Source organism: Christiangramia crocea, from assembly GCF_022410465.1.
Lineage (GTDB): Bacteria > Bacteroidota > Bacteroidia > Flavobacteriales > Flavobacteriaceae > Christiangramia > Christiangramia crocea.
Map to the genome: position 1 here is coordinate 1 of NZ_JAJSON010000011.1, position 19373 is coordinate 19373.

The 19373-nt window shown below is 39.2% G+C and carries 22 protein-coding genes; 7 read left to right on the forward strand and 15 right to left on the reverse strand.

Going from position 1 to position 19373, the window contains the following annotated elements; genetic code table 11:
- Positions 1-166: 166 nt before the first annotated feature.
- From hpf to rpsU, 3 genes are all read right to left on the reverse strand, one after another.
- Positions 167-469, reverse strand: coding sequence for a ribosome hibernation-promoting factor, HPF/YfiA family (gene hpf / locus LU635_RS03725; RefSeq protein WP_240096318.1), 303 nt, complete (start codon positions 467-469; stop codon positions 167-169).
- A 33-nt stretch (positions 470-502) separates the two neighbouring features.
- Entirely contained in the window at positions 503-1393 is an 891-nt protein-coding gene (locus LU635_RS03730) for a tyrosine-type recombinase/integrase (RefSeq protein ID WP_240096320.1), read from the reverse strand.
- Positions 1394-1485: 92 nt separating this feature from the next.
- A complete protein-coding gene (gene rpsU, locus LU635_RS03735; RefSeq protein WP_026933820.1) occupies positions 1486-1680 on the reverse strand; it encodes a 30S ribosomal protein S21 in 195 nt (64 codons plus the stop codon).
- Positions 1681-1831: 151 nt separating this feature from the next.
- Between rpsU and LU635_RS03740 the strand changes: the two genes are divergently transcribed.
- Entirely contained in the window at positions 1832-2713 is an 882-nt protein-coding gene (locus LU635_RS03740; RefSeq protein WP_240096322.1) for an MBL fold metallo-hydrolase, read from the forward strand.
- 39 nt (positions 2714-2752) lie between these two features.
- Here the strand turns inward: LU635_RS03740 and LU635_RS03745 are convergent, their stop codons facing one another.
- The 9 genes from LU635_RS03745 to LU635_RS03785 form a co-directional block, all read right to left on the reverse strand.
- Entirely contained in the window at positions 2753-3919 is a 1167-nt protein-coding gene (locus tag LU635_RS03745) for an acyl-CoA dehydrogenase family protein (protein WP_240096324.1), read from the reverse strand.
- 92 nt (positions 3920-4011) lie between these two features.
- Positions 4012-4872: a ComEA family DNA-binding protein gene (locus tag LU635_RS03750; RefSeq protein WP_240096326.1), complete on the reverse strand. Its 861-nt coding sequence runs from the start codon at positions 4870-4872 to the stop codon at positions 4012-4014.
- 15 nt (positions 4873-4887) lie between these two features.
- The gene (locus LU635_RS03755) at positions 4888-6978 is read right to left on the reverse strand and encodes an amino acid carrier protein (RefSeq protein WP_240096328.1); all 2091 of its coding nucleotides are present in this window, start codon (positions 6976-6978) and stop codon (positions 4888-4890) included.
- Between the two features lie 147 nt (positions 6979-7125).
- Positions 7126-8136 carry a potassium channel family protein gene (locus LU635_RS03760; protein ID WP_240096330.1) on the reverse strand — a complete coding sequence of 337 codons (1011 nt, stop codon included), beginning with the start codon at positions 8134-8136 and terminating at the stop codon, positions 7126-7128.
- The gene (locus LU635_RS03765; protein ID WP_240096332.1) at positions 8133-8363 is read right to left on the reverse strand and encodes a PspC domain-containing protein; all 231 of its coding nucleotides are present in this window, start codon (positions 8361-8363) and stop codon (positions 8133-8135) included. Before LU635_RS03765 ends, LU635_RS03760 begins: the two co-directional genes overlap by 4 nt.
- A 9-nt stretch (positions 8364-8372) precedes the next feature.
- Positions 8373-9656, reverse strand: coding sequence for a DUF2851 family protein (locus LU635_RS03770; protein ID WP_240096334.1), 1284 nt, complete (start codon positions 9654-9656; stop codon positions 8373-8375).
- A gap of 52 nt (positions 9657-9708) precedes the next feature.
- Complete coding sequence (locus LU635_RS03775; RefSeq protein ID WP_240096336.1) at positions 9709-10404, reverse strand: SGNH/GDSL hydrolase family protein; 696 nt, start codon at positions 10402-10404, stop codon at positions 9709-9711.
- 128 nt (positions 10405-10532) lie between these two features.
- Positions 10533-11513, reverse strand: coding sequence for a PLP-dependent cysteine synthase family protein (locus tag LU635_RS03780; protein WP_240096338.1), 981 nt, complete (start codon positions 11511-11513; stop codon positions 10533-10535).
- 84 nt (positions 11514-11597) lie between these two features.
- The gene (locus LU635_RS03785; protein WP_240096340.1) at positions 11598-12830 is read right to left on the reverse strand and encodes an ABC transporter permease; all 1233 of its coding nucleotides are present in this window, start codon (positions 12828-12830) and stop codon (positions 11598-11600) included.
- Between the two features lie 6 nt (positions 12831-12836).
- Between LU635_RS03785 and LU635_RS03790 the strand changes: the two genes are divergently transcribed.
- On the forward strand, positions 12837-14072 hold the full coding sequence (locus LU635_RS03790; protein ID WP_240096342.1) for an exo-beta-N-acetylmuramidase NamZ family protein: 1236 nt from the start codon (positions 12837-12839) through the stop codon (positions 14070-14072).
- Positions 14073-14123: 51 nt separating this feature from the next.
- Here LU635_RS03790 and LU635_RS03795 read toward each other — a convergent pair whose 3' ends face one another.
- Positions 14124-14615: a YkgJ family cysteine cluster protein gene (locus LU635_RS03795; RefSeq protein WP_240096344.1), complete on the reverse strand. Its 492-nt coding sequence runs from the start codon at positions 14613-14615 to the stop codon at positions 14124-14126.
- Between LU635_RS03795 and LU635_RS03800 the strand changes: the two genes are divergently transcribed.
- Together LU635_RS03800 and LU635_RS03805 are read left to right on the forward strand one after the other, a co-directional pair.
- A complete protein-coding gene (locus tag LU635_RS03800; RefSeq protein ID WP_240096346.1) occupies positions 14615-15316 on the forward strand; it encodes a class I SAM-dependent methyltransferase in 702 nt (233 codons plus the stop codon). The genes LU635_RS03795 and LU635_RS03800 overlap by 1 nt on opposite strands.
- Before the next feature lie 43 nt (positions 15317-15359).
- Entirely contained in the window at positions 15360-16139 is a 780-nt protein-coding gene (locus tag LU635_RS03805) for a zinc metalloprotease (protein ID WP_240096348.1), read from the forward strand.
- A 63-nt stretch (positions 16140-16202) separates the two neighbouring features.
- Here the strand turns inward: LU635_RS03805 and LU635_RS03810 are convergent, their stop codons facing one another.
- Entirely contained in the window at positions 16203-17123 is a 921-nt protein-coding gene (locus tag LU635_RS03810; protein ID WP_240096350.1) for an FKBP-type peptidyl-prolyl cis-trans isomerase, read from the reverse strand.
- Between the two features lie 80 nt (positions 17124-17203).
- Between LU635_RS03810 and LU635_RS03815 the strand changes: the two genes are divergently transcribed.
- Genes LU635_RS03815 through LU635_RS03825 form a run of 3 tightly spaced genes read left to right on the forward strand, consistent with a single transcriptional unit; the run spans position 17204 to position 18670 of the window.
- Positions 17204-17602, forward strand: coding sequence for an RNA-binding S4 domain-containing protein (locus LU635_RS03815; RefSeq protein WP_240096352.1), 399 nt, complete (start codon positions 17204-17206; stop codon positions 17600-17602).
- Positions 17550-18170 carry a methyltransferase domain-containing protein gene (locus LU635_RS03820; protein ID WP_240096354.1) on the forward strand — a complete coding sequence of 207 codons (621 nt, stop codon included), beginning with the start codon at positions 17550-17552 and terminating at the stop codon, positions 18168-18170. The genes LU635_RS03815 and LU635_RS03820 overlap by 53 nt, the downstream gene beginning before the upstream one ends.
- Positions 18171-18172: 2 nt before the next feature.
- A complete protein-coding gene (locus LU635_RS03825) occupies positions 18173-18670 on the forward strand; it encodes a phosphoribosyltransferase family protein (protein WP_240096355.1) in 498 nt (165 codons plus the stop codon).
- Here the strand turns inward: LU635_RS03825 and LU635_RS03830 are convergent.
- The gene (locus tag LU635_RS03830; protein WP_240096357.1) at positions 18662-19183 is read right to left on the reverse strand and encodes a shikimate kinase; all 522 of its coding nucleotides are present in this window, start codon (positions 19181-19183) and stop codon (positions 18662-18664) included. The genes LU635_RS03825 and LU635_RS03830 overlap by 9 nt on opposite strands.
- Positions 19184-19373 lie beyond the last annotated feature (190 nt).

Genomic DNA, 19373 nt, shown 5'->3' on the forward strand with positions numbered 1-19373 from the left:
GGACTCGAACCCACGACCTGCTGATTACAAATCAGCTGCTCTAGCCAGCTGAGCTACATCGGCCTTTTACGCTAGCTTTTCAGCATAAAAAAGTCCGCTATTTCTAACGGACTGCAAATGTATATAAATTATTCCTTTATCAAAAAATAATTCTCGAAAAAATCAGCTAAACATGAGCGCTCATTTTTTCTTTTCTTTTGATGAGTTGTCTTTGTAAAGAATTAACACACTCATCAACACATGCTTCAAATTTATTACAGGTTTTCTTTACCATTATATCTCCGCCGGGTATACTAAGTAAAATCTCAGTAATCTTGTTTTCTTTGCCGCTGGTATTTTGAACCTTAAAGTAAACGTCGGCATAAATAATCTTATCAAAATAGGTTTCCAGTTTATCAAGTTTTTTTTGAGTGAAGTCAATCAGTTTTGGATCGGCATTGAAGTTTACAGACTGCAGATTTACTTTCATATCCTGTAGAATTTAATTAAACAAATGGTTATGTTAATTCTTATTGTTCCGAGGGTGAGCCTGTTTGTGAATTTTACTAAGTTCGGCAATGCTGTTATTAGTGTAGACCTGAGTCGCTGCCAGACTGGAGTGACCCAACAATTCTTTTACTGCATTTAGATTAGCACCCTGGTTCAATAAATGAGTGGCAAACGAATGCCGCAGGATATGCGGACTCTTTTTTAGTTTACCAGACACCTCACTAAAATAATTATTTATAATTCTATAAACAAAACTTTCATATAGTTTCTCTCCTTTGGAAGTTAAAAAAAGATACTCCTTAGTTGCCGAACCTTCGAAAGCCTCCCTAAACTCAAGGTATTTACTAGCTGTATCTTTTACGGACTCTATTAGCGGAATATACCTTTCTTTATTCCGTTTCCCCAACACCTTTAAAACTCCTGCACCAAGATCGAGATCGTTCAGTTTAATTTCAATAAGCTCTATCCTTCTTATTCCGGTGGAGTAAAACAACTCCACAACGAATCTATCGCGAATCCCTTCAAAAGTGGAATCGTCGATATTTTCAAGAACCTGAATAATTTCTTTTTCAGAAAAAGGGATCTGAACTTTTTTGGATGTCTTTAAAGCCTTGTGTTTTGTTAGCGGAGAGAATTCTATCTGACCTGTTTTCAGCAAAAAACGGTAATAGGCTTTAAGAGAGGAGATTTTCCGGTTAATACTTCTGTTGGAAATACCGGATTCGGAAAGATGAACTATCCAGCTTCGTATTTGTGAATAATTAACCTTCTGCACCTCATCCTGTTCAAATGTTTCGTTCAGGAAACTCTGAAAACTCTCCAGGTCTTTGGCATATGCCGAAACCGTATGAACAGAATACTTCTTTTCAAGCTGAAGATAATCTAGAAAGGCAGAAAAGGGCATAAAAAAACTGTTGATAAACAAAGTTACTAAACTTTAATCTACCAACAGTTTTTAATATTACTGATTGATTTTACAACCTTCTAGCAAAAATACTAGATATCTTCTGCGTCTCTCAGGTGCTGGATATATTCAGCTTTCTGAATCTGAGCTCTACGCTCTACAGAAGGTTTTGTAAAATGCTGACGATCTCTTAGCTGACGCATAGTTCCTGTCTTATCGAACTTACGCTTGAAACGCTTAAGAGCTCTATCTATATTTTCTCCGTCTTTAACTGGTATAATTAACATAGTGTCATCACCTCCTTTCTTTTGGAATCGGCTGCAAAGATAATCCATTTAAATTATCTGCCAATATTTATTTTAGATATTTAATGGCCGGACAATTAAAACAAGGGGATTTTATAATTTTCTGTAAATTAAGCATCTAAATAATAGAATTATGAAAACCATTAATCTTACCACTCTAATATTCCTGCTTAGCTGCACACCACTTTTAGCGTTCCAGAATTTTGATGATGTTGAAATTGAAATAGTTCCCGTAAATAAAAATGTATATATGCTTACAGGAGCAGGAGGAAACATAGGTATTCTTACCGGAGAAGACGGGGTCTTTATGATAGACGACCAATTTGCACCCCTCTCCCAAAAGATTAGCGACAAACTGAAGACAATAAGTGAGCAACCAGTAAAATTCCTGGTGAACACACATCACCACGGAGATCATGTAGGAGGAAATGCCAATTTCCAGGAAGATGGTGCGCTTATCTTTGCTCACGAAAATGTTAGAAAAAGACTTATAAAAGATGTTGAGACGAACGCGGGCTTTCCCGTAGTCACCTTCGATCAAAACATTAATTTACATATTAATGGAAATGATGTGGTTGTAGCTCACGTCCACAATGCCCATACCGATGGTGATGTTCTTATATATTTCCCACAAAGCAACGTCTTACATACAGGTGACACATTCTTCAACGGAAGGTTTCCCTATATAGACCTGGAAAGTGGCGGTACTGTAAATGGAGATATTGAAGCAGCCAGAACTGGTTTGTCACTGATCAATGAGAATACTAAAATTATTCCCGGTCATGGAAATATCGCGACCTATGCTGAATATGAGCAGTACATGAAAATGCTTGAAGAAATTAGAGACAATGTACTAAAGGCTCTTGGAGAAGGAAGAAATGAGGAAGATATTGTAAGTGATGAAAACCTAACCAATAAGTTCTATAGTGACGAGGAGATGAAAGATTCTTTTATATCAGGTTCCAAGATCAGAAAGACCTTCTATGATGACTTAAAAGATCAACCCCGGGAATAATCCCGGGGTTGGTATAACTTTGAATATCTGAACTATAATCTATTTGGAAGCTGGTTTATATTCCTTTTTGTCAATTACCATTTTAGCGATAATTTCCTTCAAAATTTCTGAAGTCCCTCCTCCTATAGGTCCTAACCTGCTATCGCGAAACAGTCGTGCCATTGGGTAATCCTCCATATATCCGTAACCACCTAACATCTGAAGACATTTATAAGCAACCTCATCTGCGATCTTAGTAGAAAGCAGTTTAGACATACTGGCTTCTTTTACTACATACTCACCGTCATTAAGTCTTTGGGCTACCGAATAGTTGAATTCCTTTATCACCTCTATCTCACTGGCCATTTCTGCCACAGAATGTCTTAAAGCCTGAAATTTATCCAGAGTTCTTCCGAAAGCTTCACGTTCTTTCATATACCCCAACGCATAGTCCAGTGCAAATTCAGATCTCGCATGTGCATTGATCCCCATGATCAATCTCTCCATGGCAAAATGCTGCATGATATAACTAAAGCCTTTGCCTTCCTCTCCCATCAGGTTTTCAGCTGGCACTTGCACATTGTCAAAGGCAAGCTCCGCAGTATCGGAGGCTCTCCAGCCCAGTTTATTCAATTTTGTTGCTGATATACCTTCTACTTCCTTATCAATAAGGAAAATACTCATTCCTTTATTACCTTTACCCGGATCGGTCTTGGCCGCTACCACGTAAAAATCGGCATAAACGCCATTGGTAATGAATGTTTTTGAACCGTTGATGATGTAATTATCTCCTTTCTTAATCGCAGTAGTCTTCATTCCTGCAACATCTGAACCTCCAAAAGGTTCAGATACACAAAGACAGCCTATTTTTTCCCCTTCGATAGCAGGAACCAGATATTTTTCTTTCAGTTCATTGCTGGCTTCCACTTTAACATGCGTCATAGCCAGGTAAGCATGCGCCCACATGGCCGCGGCGAAACCACCGGAATTGATCTTTTGTAATTCTTCCAGGAATATCACAGTATAGAAAAGATCCAGGTCCATCCCACCATATTTCTCTGGCTGGTTCAGGCCAAAATAGCCCATCTCACCAAACTTCTTCCATATAAAACGCTCGATAGTACCGGTTTCTTCCCATTTATCTATATGAGGCACTACTTCCTTCTGCAAAAATTCCTGAAAACTTTTCCTGAACATTTCGTGTTCCTCTGTAAAATATCTACTCATTCCTATTTATATTGTTTTGACTGATTAATTCTTAGTAAACAGCCTTTTTTGATGAATCATTCTGAATTTGGGCAAGAAATTCTCCCATAATTTCACTTTATGGCCAAATATAATTTAATTCTGTCGATTTTATCGGAAGGAAAACCGTCGATTTTTGATAATTCTTCAAAGGAGCTAATGTTTTCATGCAGTCGGCGATAAGTAACTACTTTTTGAGCCAGATCATAATTAAAATATGGCATTTCTGCTAACTCTCCGGCTGTAATCAAATTTATATCCTTCAGCTCGGTATCTGGCACGCTAATTAATTGAAATTTCATCAGGATATTCTCCACAACTTGCGGGGAAAGTCCGTAAACATCATTTAACTGAATAGGCGCTCTAAACCCTCCTATGCTGTTGCGGTATTTTACAATGCGTTTAGACAGCACTTCTCCTATCCCATTCACCACTACAAGATCTTCAGCAGTAGCGGCGTTAAGGTCGGGGGTATTTACTGGGGTTTTCGGCACTCCCGTTGATATCACGGGTACAGATCTCTGAGTCCATTCCGGAAATCTGAAGGAAGGACTGATCGCCTGTAACAGGCTATCAGAAATTCCTGTAACCCTTTGAAAGTCTACAGCAGAATTGATCCATTTATCAGCACCTCTGTAAAACATTAATCGATCTATCTCCTCTACACTCATCCCTAACTGGTATCCTTTAAAGTCAGTAATGAAATTAGGATTGAAAGGATACAAGGTATCCTTATTTCCTGGTTGACTTCTATTTAATGAATCCAGTTGTCTTTGATAAGCTTCGATCTTTGCTGCAGGAACAGTTTCAGGGCCATTCCCGGTATAGAAATCAAAAAGGAGTATTCCCTGGAAAACAATTATGAAGATCACCAAAATAAAAATCCCATTCTGCTGACTCTTTGAAAGCGCAAAATGGGATCTAAGAAATTTCATTTTATTTATAAGGCCCTAAGAGACTTCGGCCTTTTCAGTTTTTTGTTTGGCTGGTTTCTGGAATAGTTCACCCTTCTTGAGTCGGTGAGAGTATTCCTTAAGATCATCACTAACCTCGCCTATCATAATGTACAAGCCTATAATATTAGGGAATGACATGGCCAGGATCATCATGTCTGAGAAGTCCAGAACAGCTCCCAAACTAACAGAAGCTCCAACCACTACAAACACAAGGAATAATGACTTATAAACCATCTCATTCTTCTTACTCTTCCCGAACAAATAGGTCCATGCTCTCATTCCATAATAAGACCATGAGATCATTGTTGAGAACGCGAAAAGGAAAACGGCCGTTGCCAGTACATAAGGGAACCAAGAGATTACGCTTCCAAATGCACTTGAAGTAAGTTCAACTCCGCCTACACCTTCAACTTCATGCATTCCTGTAAAGATAAGCACTAAGGCAGTAAGCGTACACACTACCACAGTATCAATAAAGGGTTCCAAAAGAGCTACAAATCCTTCAGATGGCGGATGATTGGTTTTTGCCGCGGAGTGGGCTATCGCTGCCGATCCTACCCCCGCTTCATTCGAGAAGGCGGCACGTTGGAAACCTACAATTAGAACTCCAATAATTCCACCTTTCAGTGCACTGGGACTAAATGCCCCATCCCAAATAGCTCCAAAAGCAGGACCTATATTTTCAAAGTTCACACCAATTACCACAAAAGCTCCTACCACATAAATTGCAGCCATTATAGGTACAATTTTACCAGTAACCTTGGCAATACTGCTAATACCTCCAATAATTACAATTCCTACGAAGATTGCAACTACAACACCAAACCAGAAACCGTTTCCAACAAGCATCGGAAATTCACCTGCAAGTATCGAGAAAGACTGGTTTGCCTGGAACATGTTTCCTCCTCCAAAAGAGGCTCCAATAGCCAGAATGGCAAAGAAAGCGGCAAGAAATTTACCTAATCCTCTTTTATTTCTTTTCTCAAGACCATATCTAAGGTAGTTCATAGGTCCACCAAAAACACGACCTTCAGAATTAATAAATCTATATTTTACACCAAGTGTACATTCTACAAATTTTGAAGACATTCCAAGAAGTCCGGCAAGAATCATCCACATTGTAGCACCGGCTCCCCCTAAAGAAACAGCCACAGCCACACCTGCAATATTACCAAGACCCACAGTACCGGAAACGGCAGTTGCCAATGCCTGGAAGTGTGTTACCTGTCCCGGTGCATTTGGATCATCAAATTTACCTTTAGCCAGTTCAAGTGAATGCCTAAAACCTCTTATATTGATAAAACCTAAACGGAGTGTAAAGAAAAGGGCTCCAAGTACAAGCCATACAACTATAAAAGGGATATTCTTTTGCTGAGGGTCCCCGTTAGGGTGAAGAAGAGCAACAGGCTCATCGTATTCGATACTCGCGAAATACTGAGCACCCTGTTCAATCACGTGTTGCTTGTTTTCTGAATTGTAGATGACTTCCCCTTCCTCCAGAAAATGATTTAAAGTACCTTTAGCATTCGCATATACATTAAGGTCTTCATTATTTTTAGTCACAACCGCAACAAGATCTCCTTCATTTACATGTTCTCCTTCGGCTACTTTCCACTCTTTAAGAATAAATTTTGCATCTTCCTGGGCATTCCATTCCGGAGCCGCGATCCTTTTTACATCGGCGTAAACTACCGGATCATATATCCCCGTTGCTGAAAAAGGGTCCCAAAAAAGAACACTCCCCATACCAGCAACTATGGGAGCAAATGTTCCGTTAAAATGCTCGGTAATTGCCTCAGCTTCTACAGTATATTCCTTTTCAACTGAATTCCCCTCGCTATCTGTAACCACAACGCTGTAGGATATTCCTTCTGTTAATCCTTCAGTTCTGTTAGACTCAAGGCTAGTCGCCTGATTGGACCATTTGTATTGATATGGCGGAGTTCCTCCAGTCACATCAAGTTCTATGAATCCATTATTGATTACGTTCGAAGGGTTGCCAATTTTCGCTTTTACATCCAGTTCTTGTGCAGACAATCCAAAAATTGAAAATAAAAAGAACATTGAAAGCAAATACTTTCTCATATAGAATTTTGGTTATTAATTTAACGTTAAAATTACAGCGGGTGAATATGCTAAAAAATTAGGCTATTTCAAACTTTTGGGAGTTAAATTGTGAATTAATTGTTAATGAAAAATCCGACCAAGAAACAATTTCCCGTCAATTTATAATCATACTGAAAACAGTTTCTTTAAACTTTCAATTTGATCTGGTCTACCGATCATAATGAGTTTTGATTCCTTTTCCAGTTTTAAGCCCGGCTCAGGGTTGACCACGTAATTACCTGAAGGTGATTTGTAACCTATTATAGAACAGCCGGTTCGCTTCCTTATATCGGTCTCTGCAATGGTTTTTTCTTTTCCGTCAGAACAAACCTTAGAGAAAGGTATCTGCTCCACATTTATACTATCTTGCTGACCGGAAACAGAAAGATTATCCAAAAACTCCACAAGGTCTGGCACTACTACCAGGGATGCCATGTGACTCCCTCCTATCCTGTCTGGCATTATCACGTTATCTGCACCTGCCAGTTTCAGTTTTTTGTAGCTATTTTCTTCTGTAGCCCTGCTAATTATTCTTAAATCCTTATTCAATTGTCTGGCTGAAAGCACAATAAAAAGATTATCCGCATCCCTGGGCAGGGTACAGATCAGAGTGGATGCTCTTTCTATTCCGGCACCCATAAGAACATCATCTTCGGTCGCGTTACCAATAATATAATTCATACCATTGTCTTGAATCCCCTGGAACACTTCTTCATTTTCATCTATCACCACAAAATCACGATGATAATCTACCAGCTTTTGAGCAGCCTGTTTTCCGTTCTGCCCATATCCACATACAATTATATGATCTTTAAAAGAGTCTATTTTTTTCCTCATTCTATTAAGCTTTAGATTACCAATATTGTTCTTATTCAAAATATGCTCTGTAATGGTAGACAGCCCAAAACCAAAAATAAAAAGCCCTGAAATTATAAATAGCGAAGTGAAGACCTTACTATAAGTATCCATAGGCTGAACTTCTCCATAACCCACCGTGCTTATGGTTATTATGGTCATATACAGCGCATCTATCCACGTGTATTCATACAGGAACCTAAAACCAACCACTCCGGTTAGAAATACCAGAATTATCAGTATTATCGCAAGTTTAATTCTTGAATCAATCAGTTCTCTCATAGGTCGAATACCGAAGTTCGCTTGGTATAGATTAGGTCTTTTAATTTAAGCCAAAAGGCCAGGGTTAGATAGATTATAAAGCCCGCTCCCATGGTAAAGAAAGAAGCATATATAAAGAACAGCCTTACATTTTTAGCCCGCATACCCAGCTTATCGGCTAAGCGGGAAGATACATAAAAACCATGTTTTTCAAGGTAATATCTAATATTGGAAACCAGAGTCGTCATACTACAAATTTAAATGTATTTCGGAGATTTTTTAAGAAGGGACGCTCCCAATTCACATTGAAGGCATTTATTAAGGTCACAATATTCCTTTTTTAGTTCCAGTAGCGCCTGGGAATGCAGTGCATTACGGGCTGTTCCCGGCCTTAACTTCTCAAATATTTCTATTATGGAATTCTTTTCGACCGGAATGGCAGAAATAAGTTCCTGGATAAGCTCCTCATTATTCTCTCCTGTATATTTTGAATAATAATGCTTCAGAGGCAGTATGCTATTTAATATTATTAGATCAACAAAAGCCTTAGTGAGTTTCTTTTTTCTTGGGGGATGTGATTTCCCAAAATTATAATGCTCCATCCAGTATTCCGAAATCTCGACATCGAACAGGCTGTAGATATCCTCTAAATTAGATGAATTTATTATATCCTGAAGGAGGTCCTTCCTATCTGAATAAACAGCAGCCAGCTGAGCCAGCCTTATGGTAGGAAAATTATCCGGTCGTAATCTGAAAAACTGGGGTTGGGCTAAAAAATAATTCCGCAGGGAGAATTTGTGTTTCAAAAAATTGTATTCTTTTTGAAGCTCTTTGGCATATTTATCATCACCCGTGAGTAATTTTGACTGACCCAAAAACAGAGACTCCAGCAAAAGTCTTTCACCTGCAAGTTTTTGAACTATTTTAAAGTCAAAGCTCCGGGCCATACCCATAAAAGCTTCTCCGTTCAGGTTGAGTCCAAAACTGCGGCACAACATTATAAATAAAGCAGCTTCCCAATTATTGCCGGTACTGGAGAGAATGTGATCTATTTGTACCGACCTGCTTTCCAGCCTTTCAAAATAGAGCCTTTCCAGCCAGTGTTCAACCTGGAAATCTTCAAAATTGGCAAACTCCTTCTCACAATTTATCCTGAAATGTTTCTTTTCTATTAATTCTGTGTAGGAAGAAAGAATCTCCTCACCCACCTTACCATTCAGCACCAGTGTGGGAATACAGGATCCATCTTTTCTGAAAATTTCCACATTATGTTCCCAAACCACATGAAGTATCACATTATCATAATTCTGATCTTTCTCATGTTGATGGGAATACCAGTCTGAAGATTTCAGATGTATCTCCACATTTCCCGCCCAAAGCTGTTTTCCAATCTGAATCCTGGCGTTGAAGAAATCCGGTCCCGATAATTCATTAGAATTCCCCGGATTAAGGACCAGCAGATCCTCTTCTTCCGAAGTTTTTAGGGCCTCAGAATCAAACTTCTGAAACTTCCATAAATGATGTAAAAAATCTTCCCGCATTCATCAAATTTATCAAATTAAAGAACTGAAAATACGAGCGATATAAAATTTATCAGGGTAATTTTTCTGCCACCTGATTCACGAACTGATCTACCCAGTACTTATACATAAGTCCGCTGGGATGAAGGTTGTCGCTGGCGATAAGTTCAGGATTCTCAGCGGCATCCCTGGAGACAGGTGTGATATTATAAAAGTCCACATTAAAATCTTCTGCCACTCTTCTAAACACCGCATTGAACTGGTCTATTTCCGCACTTATTTCTTCCTGATCGGCAGAACCAAAAGGAGTATAACCATAATCAGGAATACTCACCGCGAAAACACCTTTTTCCCTCGTTTTGGAATGATTGATAGCTTTTCTGAAAATCTGCCTTAATTCCTCTTCATATTCGGTGATAGGTTTTCCCTGATATTGATTATTAACACCAATAAGAATCGACACCAGGTCAAAATCTCTCTGGATACTTAATTCATTTTCCATTCCCCTTAAAAGGTCTTCTGTGGTCCATCCTGTTTTTGCCACTATCTTGGGAGCCGCCATTTTATAACCTCTGGCTCTTAGCTGCTCAGCTAGCTGAACCGGCCAGCGCTTAGTTTCAACCACACTTTCCCCAATGGTATAAGAATCACCCAGGGCCAGATAGCTAAATCTTGGATCTTCCGGCTCCTCATTGTTTTTCACATCCAAAGTTGAGCTACAGGAGCATAGGAAAACAAGGCCAAATAAGAGTAAGTAAATTTTCTTCATAATGATTTTTTATATTCTGAAAATAGCTTATTTCGGCCGATTCTAAAATTATAAAAGAGGCTTTAATTTTTTCTTAGCATAAAAAACCCCGCTAAAAGCGGGGGTAACTTATCCTGAAAAGCAAAAGGCTATTCAATAAAGCCCATTTTCTTCATCCATTCATCATTATACATTTTCCCCACGTAACGGCTCCCGTGGTCATGGAAAAGCACTACCACCACATCATCTTTTTTAAACTTATCTTTTAGCTGCAGCAATCCTTTTGCAGCCGCGCCCGCACTATTACCAAGGAAAAATCCTTCTTCTTTCGCGAGTTTCCGGGTATATATCGCCGCGTCTTTATCGGTCACTTTCGTAAAACCGTCTATCACGCTAAAATCAACATTCTTAGGAAGGATATCCTCTCCTATTCCTTCTGTCACATATGGGTAAATCTCGTTTTCATCGAAAATTCCGGTTTCATGATATTTTTTAAAAACCGAACCAAAAGTATCGATGCCCCAGACTTTGATATCGGGATTTTGCTCTTTCAGGTATTTTCCAACACCAGAAATTGTTCCTCCTGTTCCCACACCCACCACAAAATGTGTTACTTTTCCGTCGGTCTGTTTCCAAATCTCAGGTCCCGTGGTCTCATAGTGAGCTTTTGTATTCGCAAGATTATCGTACTGATTCACATACCATGAATTTGGTGTTTCTTCTGCCATCCGTCTTGAGGTGGAATAATAAGACCGTGGATCATCGGGAGCCACATCGGTAGGGCAAACAATCACCTCACTACCCATAGCTTTTAAGATATCCATCTTTTCCTTGCTCTGCTTATCGCTCATCACGCATACCATCTTATAACCTTTCACGATCGCTACCAGCGCAAGTCCCATTCCTGTATTTCCCGAAGTACCTTCAATAATGGTTCCTCCAGGCTTTAACCATCCTTTCTTTTCAGCATCTTCCACCATTTTCACCGCCATACGGTCCTTGACAGAATTCCCCGGATTAAAGGTCTCATATTTGGCAAGCACCAAAGCATCAATATCCTTCACGATCTTATTCATCTTCACTAAAGGAGTATTACCAATGGTACCTAATATATTTTCAGCGTATTCCATTTTAATTTTTTAAGACTGCAAATGTAAAAAATCCTGAAACCTAAACCCAAGTATTGCAATTGCTTAACCCTTTGGTCGAAACAATTACTCGAACTTTATGGCTTTGACAGGTGAAATTTTAGAAATGATCACCGAAGGGATCAAAAGCATAATCATACATAAAATAAGCGTACCCACATTCACGAAAAGGACATAATCCCAGTTCAGGTAAATGGGAACTTCGGTTACGTAATAGGTACGCGGATCCAGCGGTACGAGTTTGAAGTATTTTTGAAGGGCCAGAAGTCCGACTCCTATCAAATTTCCCCAGAACAGTCCGAGAATTATAAGATATGCCGCATTGTATAAAAAGATCTTTCGAATACTCCAGTCGGCTGCTCCAAGAGCTTTAAGAATTCCAATCATCTGGGTGCGCTCAAGAATAAGCACCAGGAGCGCAGTGATCATATTTATCCCCGCTACCAGGATCATGATCCCGATAATCAGGGCTATATTAAAATCAAAAAGTGAGAGCCATTCAAAAATTGAATAATACTTCTGGCTGATGGTTTGAGTGTCCAGGAAGGAACCGGTGTTCTCATAAACTTCATTTCCCTTTTTATCCAGTTCGTCAAAGTCTTCCACGAATACCTCAAAGTTCCCAACCTGGTCTTCCTCCCAGTTATTAATACGCTGAATATGTCTGATATCGGCAATAAGATAAAGCTCATCAAATTCCTGAAAACCGGAATCATAAATTCCTGTGATCTCAAAGCCTCTTACCAATGGCCGTTCACTCTCTTCTCTCAGAAAATAAGTAGGCACCTTATCCCCGACTTCCAGCTGAAGCCTGTTAGCAAGATATTCTGAAATAAGGACCTCATCATTAAGCTTGGAAGAAAAATCGGGCAACCTGCCTTTAGTAATGAATTCTTCGAAATAATCCCATTTATAATCATTGCCCACTCCTTTTACGATAATACCTTCAAAGTCGGTTTCGGTCCTGATCACGGCAAAATCCGTGGCAACAGCCTGCACATGTTCAATCCCTTCCACAGTAGTAAACTCCGGATAAAAATCCTGTTTTGTAGTAACGGGAATAAGGGAAACTTTAGAACTGTTATTGTCGTAACTGGAGATATTTATATGCCCGTTAAAAGCGGCAATCTTATCCCTTATCTTCTGTTGCAGTCCCAGTCCCGTAGCAAAGGATACCAGCATCATGATAACCCCTATCGCTATAGCCGTTATGGCGATTTTAATTATAGGAGCAGATATGCTACTTTTATACTTTTTAGTGCTTATAAGTCGTTTAACAACGAAATACTCAAAATTCAAAATACCATGATTAAGGGATTGCCCAAAATTACATTTTTATTCCTTCTTAGCGGAATTCTTTCCTGCGGAAACAATAATAAACGGATCAACGATCAATCTCAGATCATTAAACAGGAAGAAGAGCAGCCTGAAAATACGGAAATAATGACCGGGGCAAATAACACCCAGGCCTATTTGCCTCTTATAAAGGATAAGAAAATCGGACTTGTGGGCAACCAGACCTCCATCATAAAAACTGAAAAAGGCGATTATATACATTTGGTGGACTCCCTTTTAAAATATAACATACAGATCGAAAAGGTCTTCGCTCCGGAACATGGATTCCGTGGTACTGCAGATGCCGGTGAGGTGGTAAAAGATGGTATTGACACCAAAACAGGCCTGCCGGTTATTTCCCTCTATGGAGAGAATAAGAAACCTTCGGCTGAAGTGCTGAAAGACCTTGATATGCTCGTCTTCGATATCCAGGATGTAGGGGCAAGGTTCTATACTTATATTTCAACTTTACATTATATAATGGAGGCCTGTGCTGAGAACAATATCCCATTATTGGTGCTCGACCGTCCTAATCCTAACGGATCTTATATTGACGGACCAATCCTGGAAAAGGAATATAAAAGTTTCGTGGGCATGCACCCGGTTCCTGTAGTTCATGGAATGACGATAGGGGAATATGCCAAAATGATCAACGGCGAAAAATGGTTAAAAGATGGAGTTCAATGTGAATTGAAGGTTATTGAAATAGAATCTTATGACCATTCAAAAACATATTCCCTTCCGGTAAAGCCTTCACCCAATCTTCCAAACGATAAATCCATTAACCTTTATCCAAGCCTTTGCTTTTTTGAGGGAACCAATGTGAATGCCGGGAGAGGTACAAATAAGCAGTTCCAGGTTTTTGGATCTCCATTTTTAGAAAAGGAATATTATTCTTACCACTATACACCCGAACCTATGGATGGCGCCCAGCATCCAAAGCATAAGGGAAAGGAATGCCATGGGAAAGACCTTTCAGAAGTTGCGGAGCTAAATTCATTAAATCTGGAATGGCTTATTGAAGCCTATAATCATACTTCTTCTAAAGAGGATTTCTTTAATTCGTTCTTTACCAAACTGGCGGGAACCGAAAAACTTCAGCAGCAAATTGAGGAAGGCCTGAGTGCAAATGAAATTAAAGCCTCATGGCAAGATGGTTTAAAGGAGTACGGGGAAGTACGAAAAAAATATCTCCTTTATGACTAAACAAGTTTTTAAAAGTTGCAGGTTACAGTTTGCAATATTTTGCTTTAATAATTAACTAATTCTCCTCTTCATCTCTTCCACAATATTATAGGCGGCGGGACAGATGGCCGTATTCTTAATTGTGATATTTGAAATCTTATGAAAGTCCTTTCGATCGGTATGCGGATATTCACGGCAGGCCTTTGGCCTTTTATCATAAACCGAACAGTAATTATCGCTCCCTAAAAAAGGACAGGGCACCTGCTGCAGCACATAATCGTTCTCTTCATCCAGTCTCAAATAGGCATCAATGAAATCTCCGGGCTTCATCTTAAAGTGTTTACTGAGCCTTTCGATATCCTTTTGAGTGAATAAAGGGCCTGTGGTTTTACAGCAATTGGCGCAGTTAAGACAATCTGTGCGGGAAAATTCCTCTTCATGAAGCTCCAGCATAAGAGAATCAAGATCTTTGGGCGGTCTTTTCTTTAGCCTGGAAAAGAACTTTCTATTCTCCTTCTTCTTATCTTTGGCCTTATCTGGTAAACTCTTAAGAATCTCTTCCATTGGACAAAAATAAGGATATATTCGGTAAAGCCATCAAGGCTTTTTATGAGGAAAATGATAAGACTGATATAATAGTTCATTCTCCCGATTTTGAGGATGATATTATCCCGGTAAATTATCTTTTCAGGAATTTTGATGAAATGCCACCTCTGGAGCAGAAGGCAATGGGTCAATGTAAAGGAAAGGTCTTAGATGTTGGTTGCGGGGCGGGAAGTCATAGTCTCTACCTTCAGAATATTAGAAATCTGGAATGCCTGGCGATTGATACTTCTCCCGGCGCTTTAGAAATTGCCCGGAAACGCGGTGTGAAAAATGCCGAATGCAAAGATTTCTTCGAGCTGAAAGATGAAAAATTCGACAGCATTCTTATGCTGATGAATGGAAGCGGGATCATAGGTCGTCTGAAAAATCTTACCAAATTTTTTAAACATTCAAGATCAGTTTTGAACGGAGACGGCCAGATCCTTATAGACTCATCAGATCTTATCTATCTATCTGATGAAGAATTACCCCAACAGGAGGAATATTATGGAGAGCTCCAGTATCAACTAACCTACAAGGATTCAAAATCTGAGTTTTTTGACTGGCTTTATATCGATGCTTCCCTTCTTCAGGAAGAAGCCAAAAGGAATAATTTCGGTTGTGAGATCATACAAAAAGGCAGGCATTTTGATTACCTCGCCATTTTAAAACCCCTCTAACTCACTATTTTTCATATTTTTGCCTCAATCCATAAATTTCATCATGATAAGATTAAAAAAACTACTCATACTTTTTGTTTCAGTTGCTTTTGTATTTTCCTGTTCTACAGAAGATCCGAATAACCCCAAAAACGGCGGCATAGACCGTACTGCAAACCTTAAGACCCTTGGAGCTTCAGCGACGGATTTGCTAAGTGATGTGAACTTCACATCAATGAACATTGAAATAGTATATGTTGAAAACAACAAACCGACCGATGAAGCAATTAGCAAATTCAAAAGTTTTCTTCAGAATAGAACTTATAAGCCGGATGGAATTAGAATTACTTTAAGATCGGTGGCCTCTTCAGGGAAAGCACCATTTAATATTGATGAGATTGTCGAAATAGAAAAAGAAGAAAGAACGGCCTACAATGCAGGCGACGAAATAGCCGTATGGATCTATTTTGCCGATGGCAGCAATGATAAGGATAATGATGAGAAATTCATTCTTGGTTCGGCCTTTAGAAATACTTCTATGGTGGTCTATGAAAAGACCATCAAGGAATTTTCCAGCAGACATGGCGCTCCCAGCAGGGCAATAATGGAAGCTGCTACCTTGAATCATGAATTCGGACATTTATTTGGCCTTGTGGATCTTGGTACCGAACCTGTTTCAGCTCATGAAGATTCCGAGAATGAGGGCCACTGTATAACAGATGGCTGCTTAATGAGAGCTTCTATTGAATTTGGAAGCGGAGTAGTTGATGTGATCAGTGGGAGCGGAGTTCCTGAATTAGATGACGCCTGCATCCAGGATTTACAATCGGTTGGAGGTAAATAATAACAAAAAAAAGACATAAAAAAAACCGACATTTCTGTCGGTTTTTTATTCGATTAATTTCCTTTATTCAAAAATATCCGGATCCAGATAATCGGGAATTCCATCGTCATTCTTATCTCCTAATTCCTCTTTAGTTGGTTTCCCGTCTCCATCGTCATCAGGATCTGAATGATTGCTTAAGCCATCTCCATCGGTGTCATCGTTAAAAGGATCACCATCTCCATCCAGATCTTCCATATAGGATGGAACCCCGTCTCCATCATGATCAGCCTCATTTACATGATACATACTGATAGTAAAAATTAGTGGAGAGTAAGCAGGAATAGAACCTCTGGAACTGGAAAAATATCCAAGTCCTGAAGGAATAAATATTGCTCCAATTCCATAATCATTATTCCATTGAATAGTATTATCTGCCTGTACTTCATAACCAGTAGCAGCACGGAATTCTTCCAACCCTTCAGAAAATCCCTTTATCACATTCCCAACTGTACCAATGGCACCATTGGAACCTCTTACTTCGAATCCCGAAAGATTGAACCAAACAGGTGACTTTAGATTGCTGTCAAAAACAGTGCTATTCAAAAGCTGGCCCCGGTAAGCCACAAGGGTAGAATCGGTGAAGGCAGGTTTCTGCCCCTCTCCTTCTCTAACTTTCAAAATATAAACCTGTTGGTCTACCCCCCCATAATTCACCGTTTTAGTCATCAGTTTATCTGAGTCTATAAGAGGAGTTTTATCTGAGTTATCCCCGGTAATTGTATCCAACCTTACCACATAATCGAAATCCTCTGAAGGATTTTCGAATTCCTCGTAATTATAAAAGTGCGTATTAAGGTATTCTATTATTTCCTGATCATCTTCTATGGCCACTTCCCCCCTGTCTCTTGGAGGATCTACTTCAACACCATTATCATCATCTTTATTACATGAAAAAACAAGAAAAGCCGCAAGGCAAATCACTAAAATTTTGTTTAATCTCATTCGAATTTTATTTTGGAGCCGCAAGATACAATAATCTTGTATTTTTGCTTCAATATGAACGGTGAATTAGAGGTCAAATTATGAGAGTTGATAAATTTTTGTGGTGTGTACGCTATTTTAAAACCAGAAGTATTGCAACCAACGCCTGCAAGCAGGGAAAGGTGAGACTCAGTGAAGAGATCTTAAAACCCTCAAAAGAGGTTTTTCCTGGTGATAAACTGAGGGTGAGAAAAAACCAGATAAATTATGAACTGGAGATCCTGGATATCCCTAAAAGTCGTGTGGGCGCCAAGCTGGTAAATCTTTATATACATGATATCACTCCTAAAGAAGCCTTCGAAAAACTGGAGCTTTTGAAGTATTCCAAGGATTACTATCGTAAAAAAGGTACGGGCCGGCCTACTAAAAAAGACCGGAGAGATATAGATGACTGGTTTGAAAATGCCGGGGAAGAAAAGAAGGAGGAAGATCGTGAATAAGGAGTTTTGGTCCGGCCGTTACAGAGAAAATAAAACCGGATGGGATATTGGTCATATATCCACCCCTATAAAGGAATATATAGACCAGCTTGACGATAAGGATCTGAAAATACTCATCCCGGGAGCAGGAAACTCTTACGAGGCCGAATATCTTTTTAAAAAAGGTTTCAGGAACGTGACTGTCTGTGATATCGCCTCTGAACCTCTTAAGAATTTTCGAAACAGGGTTCCCGATTTTCCGGAAAGTCAGTTGCTTCAGGAGGATTTCTTTGAGTTAAATGACAGCTTCGATCTCATTCTGGAGCAGACTTTTTTTTGTGCTATACCGGTTGATAAAAGACCGGAATATGCCCAGAAAGCTCATGATCTGTTAAAGGAAAAGGCTAAGATTTCAGGGGTCTTTTTCGATTTTGAACTTCAGCCTGATGGCCCTCCCTTTGGCGGTAGTAAAGAGGAATATTTAACGTATTTTAGTCCGTACTTCAAAATTGATACTTTGGAGAGATGTTATAACTCGATAAAACCAAGACAGGGAAATGAGCTGTTCTTTAAATTCATAAAAAAATAGAAATGAAAAAACATCCAATATTAAACCAGGAGCAGATAAAACATAAAATCCGCCGTATTGCATACCAGATTTATGAGAGCAATGTCGGGGAGGATGAAGTGATAATTGCCGGAATCGCCAAAAACGGATTTGAACTCGCCAGGAAACTGGAAAAAGAACTTAAGGATATCTCTCCACTTAAAATTTCTCTGTGTAAGGTAGAATTGGACAAAAAGGATCCCCTGGGTGAAATCAAAACCTCTCTAAGCCCTGAAGAGTATCAGGATAAATCGGTCATTCTTGCCGATGATGTTCTTAATTCGGGAACCACTCTTATTTATGGTGTAAGACATTTCCTGGATGTTCCACTTAAACAGTTCAGAACGGCTGTACTCGTAGACAGAAATCATAAAAAATATCCCGTAAAAGTCGATTTCAAAGGAATTTCCCTTTCCACCTCGCTTAGTGAGACGGTAAATGTAATTTTGGAAGAAAACAATGAAAAGGTAGAACTATCCTAGCCTTGTTTTAATCTCACTGATTATCTCTTCAGGAGACTTTGAATCACAATTAATAATGTGTTCACTTTGGTTGTAGTAGAAGCCTCTTTCAAAAAGATGTTTTCTTATAAACTCTTCCAGTTTTTCCGGGCTATCCAAATGACTTATTAAAGGGCGGTGATCCTTTTCTGAAAATAATCGCCTTGTAAGATTTTCAACTTTCAGCTTAAGATAAATCGTAGTTGCGGTTGGGCTCTCCTTTATAATTTCCATATTATTCCCATAACACGGCGTCCCACCGCCCAGGGAAATGACAGAGGACGAATCAGACTTCAAGACTTTCTCAAGCATGTGCCTTTCCATTTTCCTAAAGAACACCTCTCCTTTACTTTCAAAGATTTCGGGAATATTTGCTTTTTCCTGTATCTCTATCTCTTCATCAAGATCGGTAAATTTATAGCCCAGATCTTCTGCCAGTTGTTTTCCTATATGGGATTTTCCGGAACCCATGTATCCTAAAAGAAAAATATTCATTTAATAAAGTGCTTATAATGAGACGAAGGCAAAACTATGATAAAATTATAGCAATTTAGCCTTGAAAAATAAATTAATGAATGTATATTTGCACCCGCATTCGCAAAACGACGGATGTTTTTTTATTGATCTGGTAGCTCAGTTGGTAGAGCATCTCCCTTTTAAGGAGAGGGTCCTGGGTTCGAGCCCC

Coding starts and splice junctions, on each gene's coding strand:
- hpf (WP_240096318.1), bottom strand. CDS start 469: ATGAAAGTAAATCTGCAGTCTGTAAACTTCAATGCCGATCCAAAACTG.
- LU635_RS03730 (WP_240096320.1), bottom strand. CDS start 1,393: ATGCCCTTTTCTGCCTTTCTAGATTATCTTCAGCTTGAAAAGAAGTAT.
- rpsU (WP_026933820.1), bottom strand. CDS start 1,680: ATGTTAATTATACCAGTTAAAGACGGAGAAAATATAGATAGAGCTCTT.
- LU635_RS03740 (WP_240096322.1), top strand. CDS start 1,832: ATGAAAACCATTAATCTTACCACTCTAATATTCCTGCTTAGCTGCACA.
- LU635_RS03745 (WP_240096324.1), bottom strand. CDS start 3,919: ATGAGTAGATATTTTACAGAGGAACACGAAATGTTCAGGAAAAGTTTT.
- LU635_RS03750 (WP_240096326.1), bottom strand. CDS start 4,872: ATGAAATTTCTTAGATCCCATTTTGCGCTTTCAAAGAGTCAGCAGAAT.
- LU635_RS03755 (WP_240096328.1), bottom strand. CDS start 6,978: ATGAGAAAGTATTTGCTTTCAATGTTCTTTTTATTTTCAATTTTTGGA.
- LU635_RS03760 (WP_240096330.1), bottom strand. CDS start 8,136: ATGAGAGAACTGATTGATTCAAGAATTAAACTTGCGATAATACTGATA.
- LU635_RS03765 (WP_240096332.1), bottom strand. CDS start 8,363: ATGACGACTCTGGTTTCCAATATTAGATATTACCTTGAAAAACATGGT.
- LU635_RS03770 (WP_240096334.1), bottom strand. CDS start 9,656: ATGCGGGAAGATTTTTTACATCATTTATGGAAGTTTCAGAAGTTTGAT.
- LU635_RS03775 (WP_240096336.1), bottom strand. CDS start 10,404: ATGAAGAAAATTTACTTACTCTTATTTGGCCTTGTTTTCCTATGCTCC.
- LU635_RS03780 (WP_240096338.1), bottom strand. CDS start 11,513: ATGGAATACGCTGAAAATATATTAGGTACCATTGGTAATACTCCTTTA.
- LU635_RS03790 (WP_240096342.1), top strand. CDS start 12,837: ATGATTAAGGGATTGCCCAAAATTACATTTTTATTCCTTCTTAGCGGA.
- LU635_RS03795 (WP_240096344.1), bottom strand. CDS start 14,615: ATGGAAGAGATTCTTAAGAGTTTACCAGATAAGGCCAAAGATAAGAAG.
- LU635_RS03805 (WP_240096348.1), top strand. CDS start 15,360: ATGATAAGATTAAAAAAACTACTCATACTTTTTGTTTCAGTTGCTTTT.
- LU635_RS03810 (WP_240096350.1), bottom strand. CDS start 17,123: ATGAGATTAAACAAAATTTTAGTGATTTGCCTTGCGGCTTTTCTTGTT.
- LU635_RS03815 (WP_240096352.1), top strand. CDS start 17,204: ATGAGAGTTGATAAATTTTTGTGGTGTGTACGCTATTTTAAAACCAGA.
- LU635_RS03820 (WP_240096354.1), top strand. CDS start 17,550: ATGACTGGTTTGAAAATGCCGGGGAAGAAAAGAAGGAGGAAGATCGTG.
- LU635_RS03825 (WP_240096355.1), top strand. CDS start 18,173: ATGAAAAAACATCCAATATTAAACCAGGAGCAGATAAAACATAAAATC.
- LU635_RS03830 (WP_240096357.1), bottom strand. CDS start 19,183: ATGAATATTTTTCTTTTAGGATACATGGGTTCCGGAAAATCCCATATA.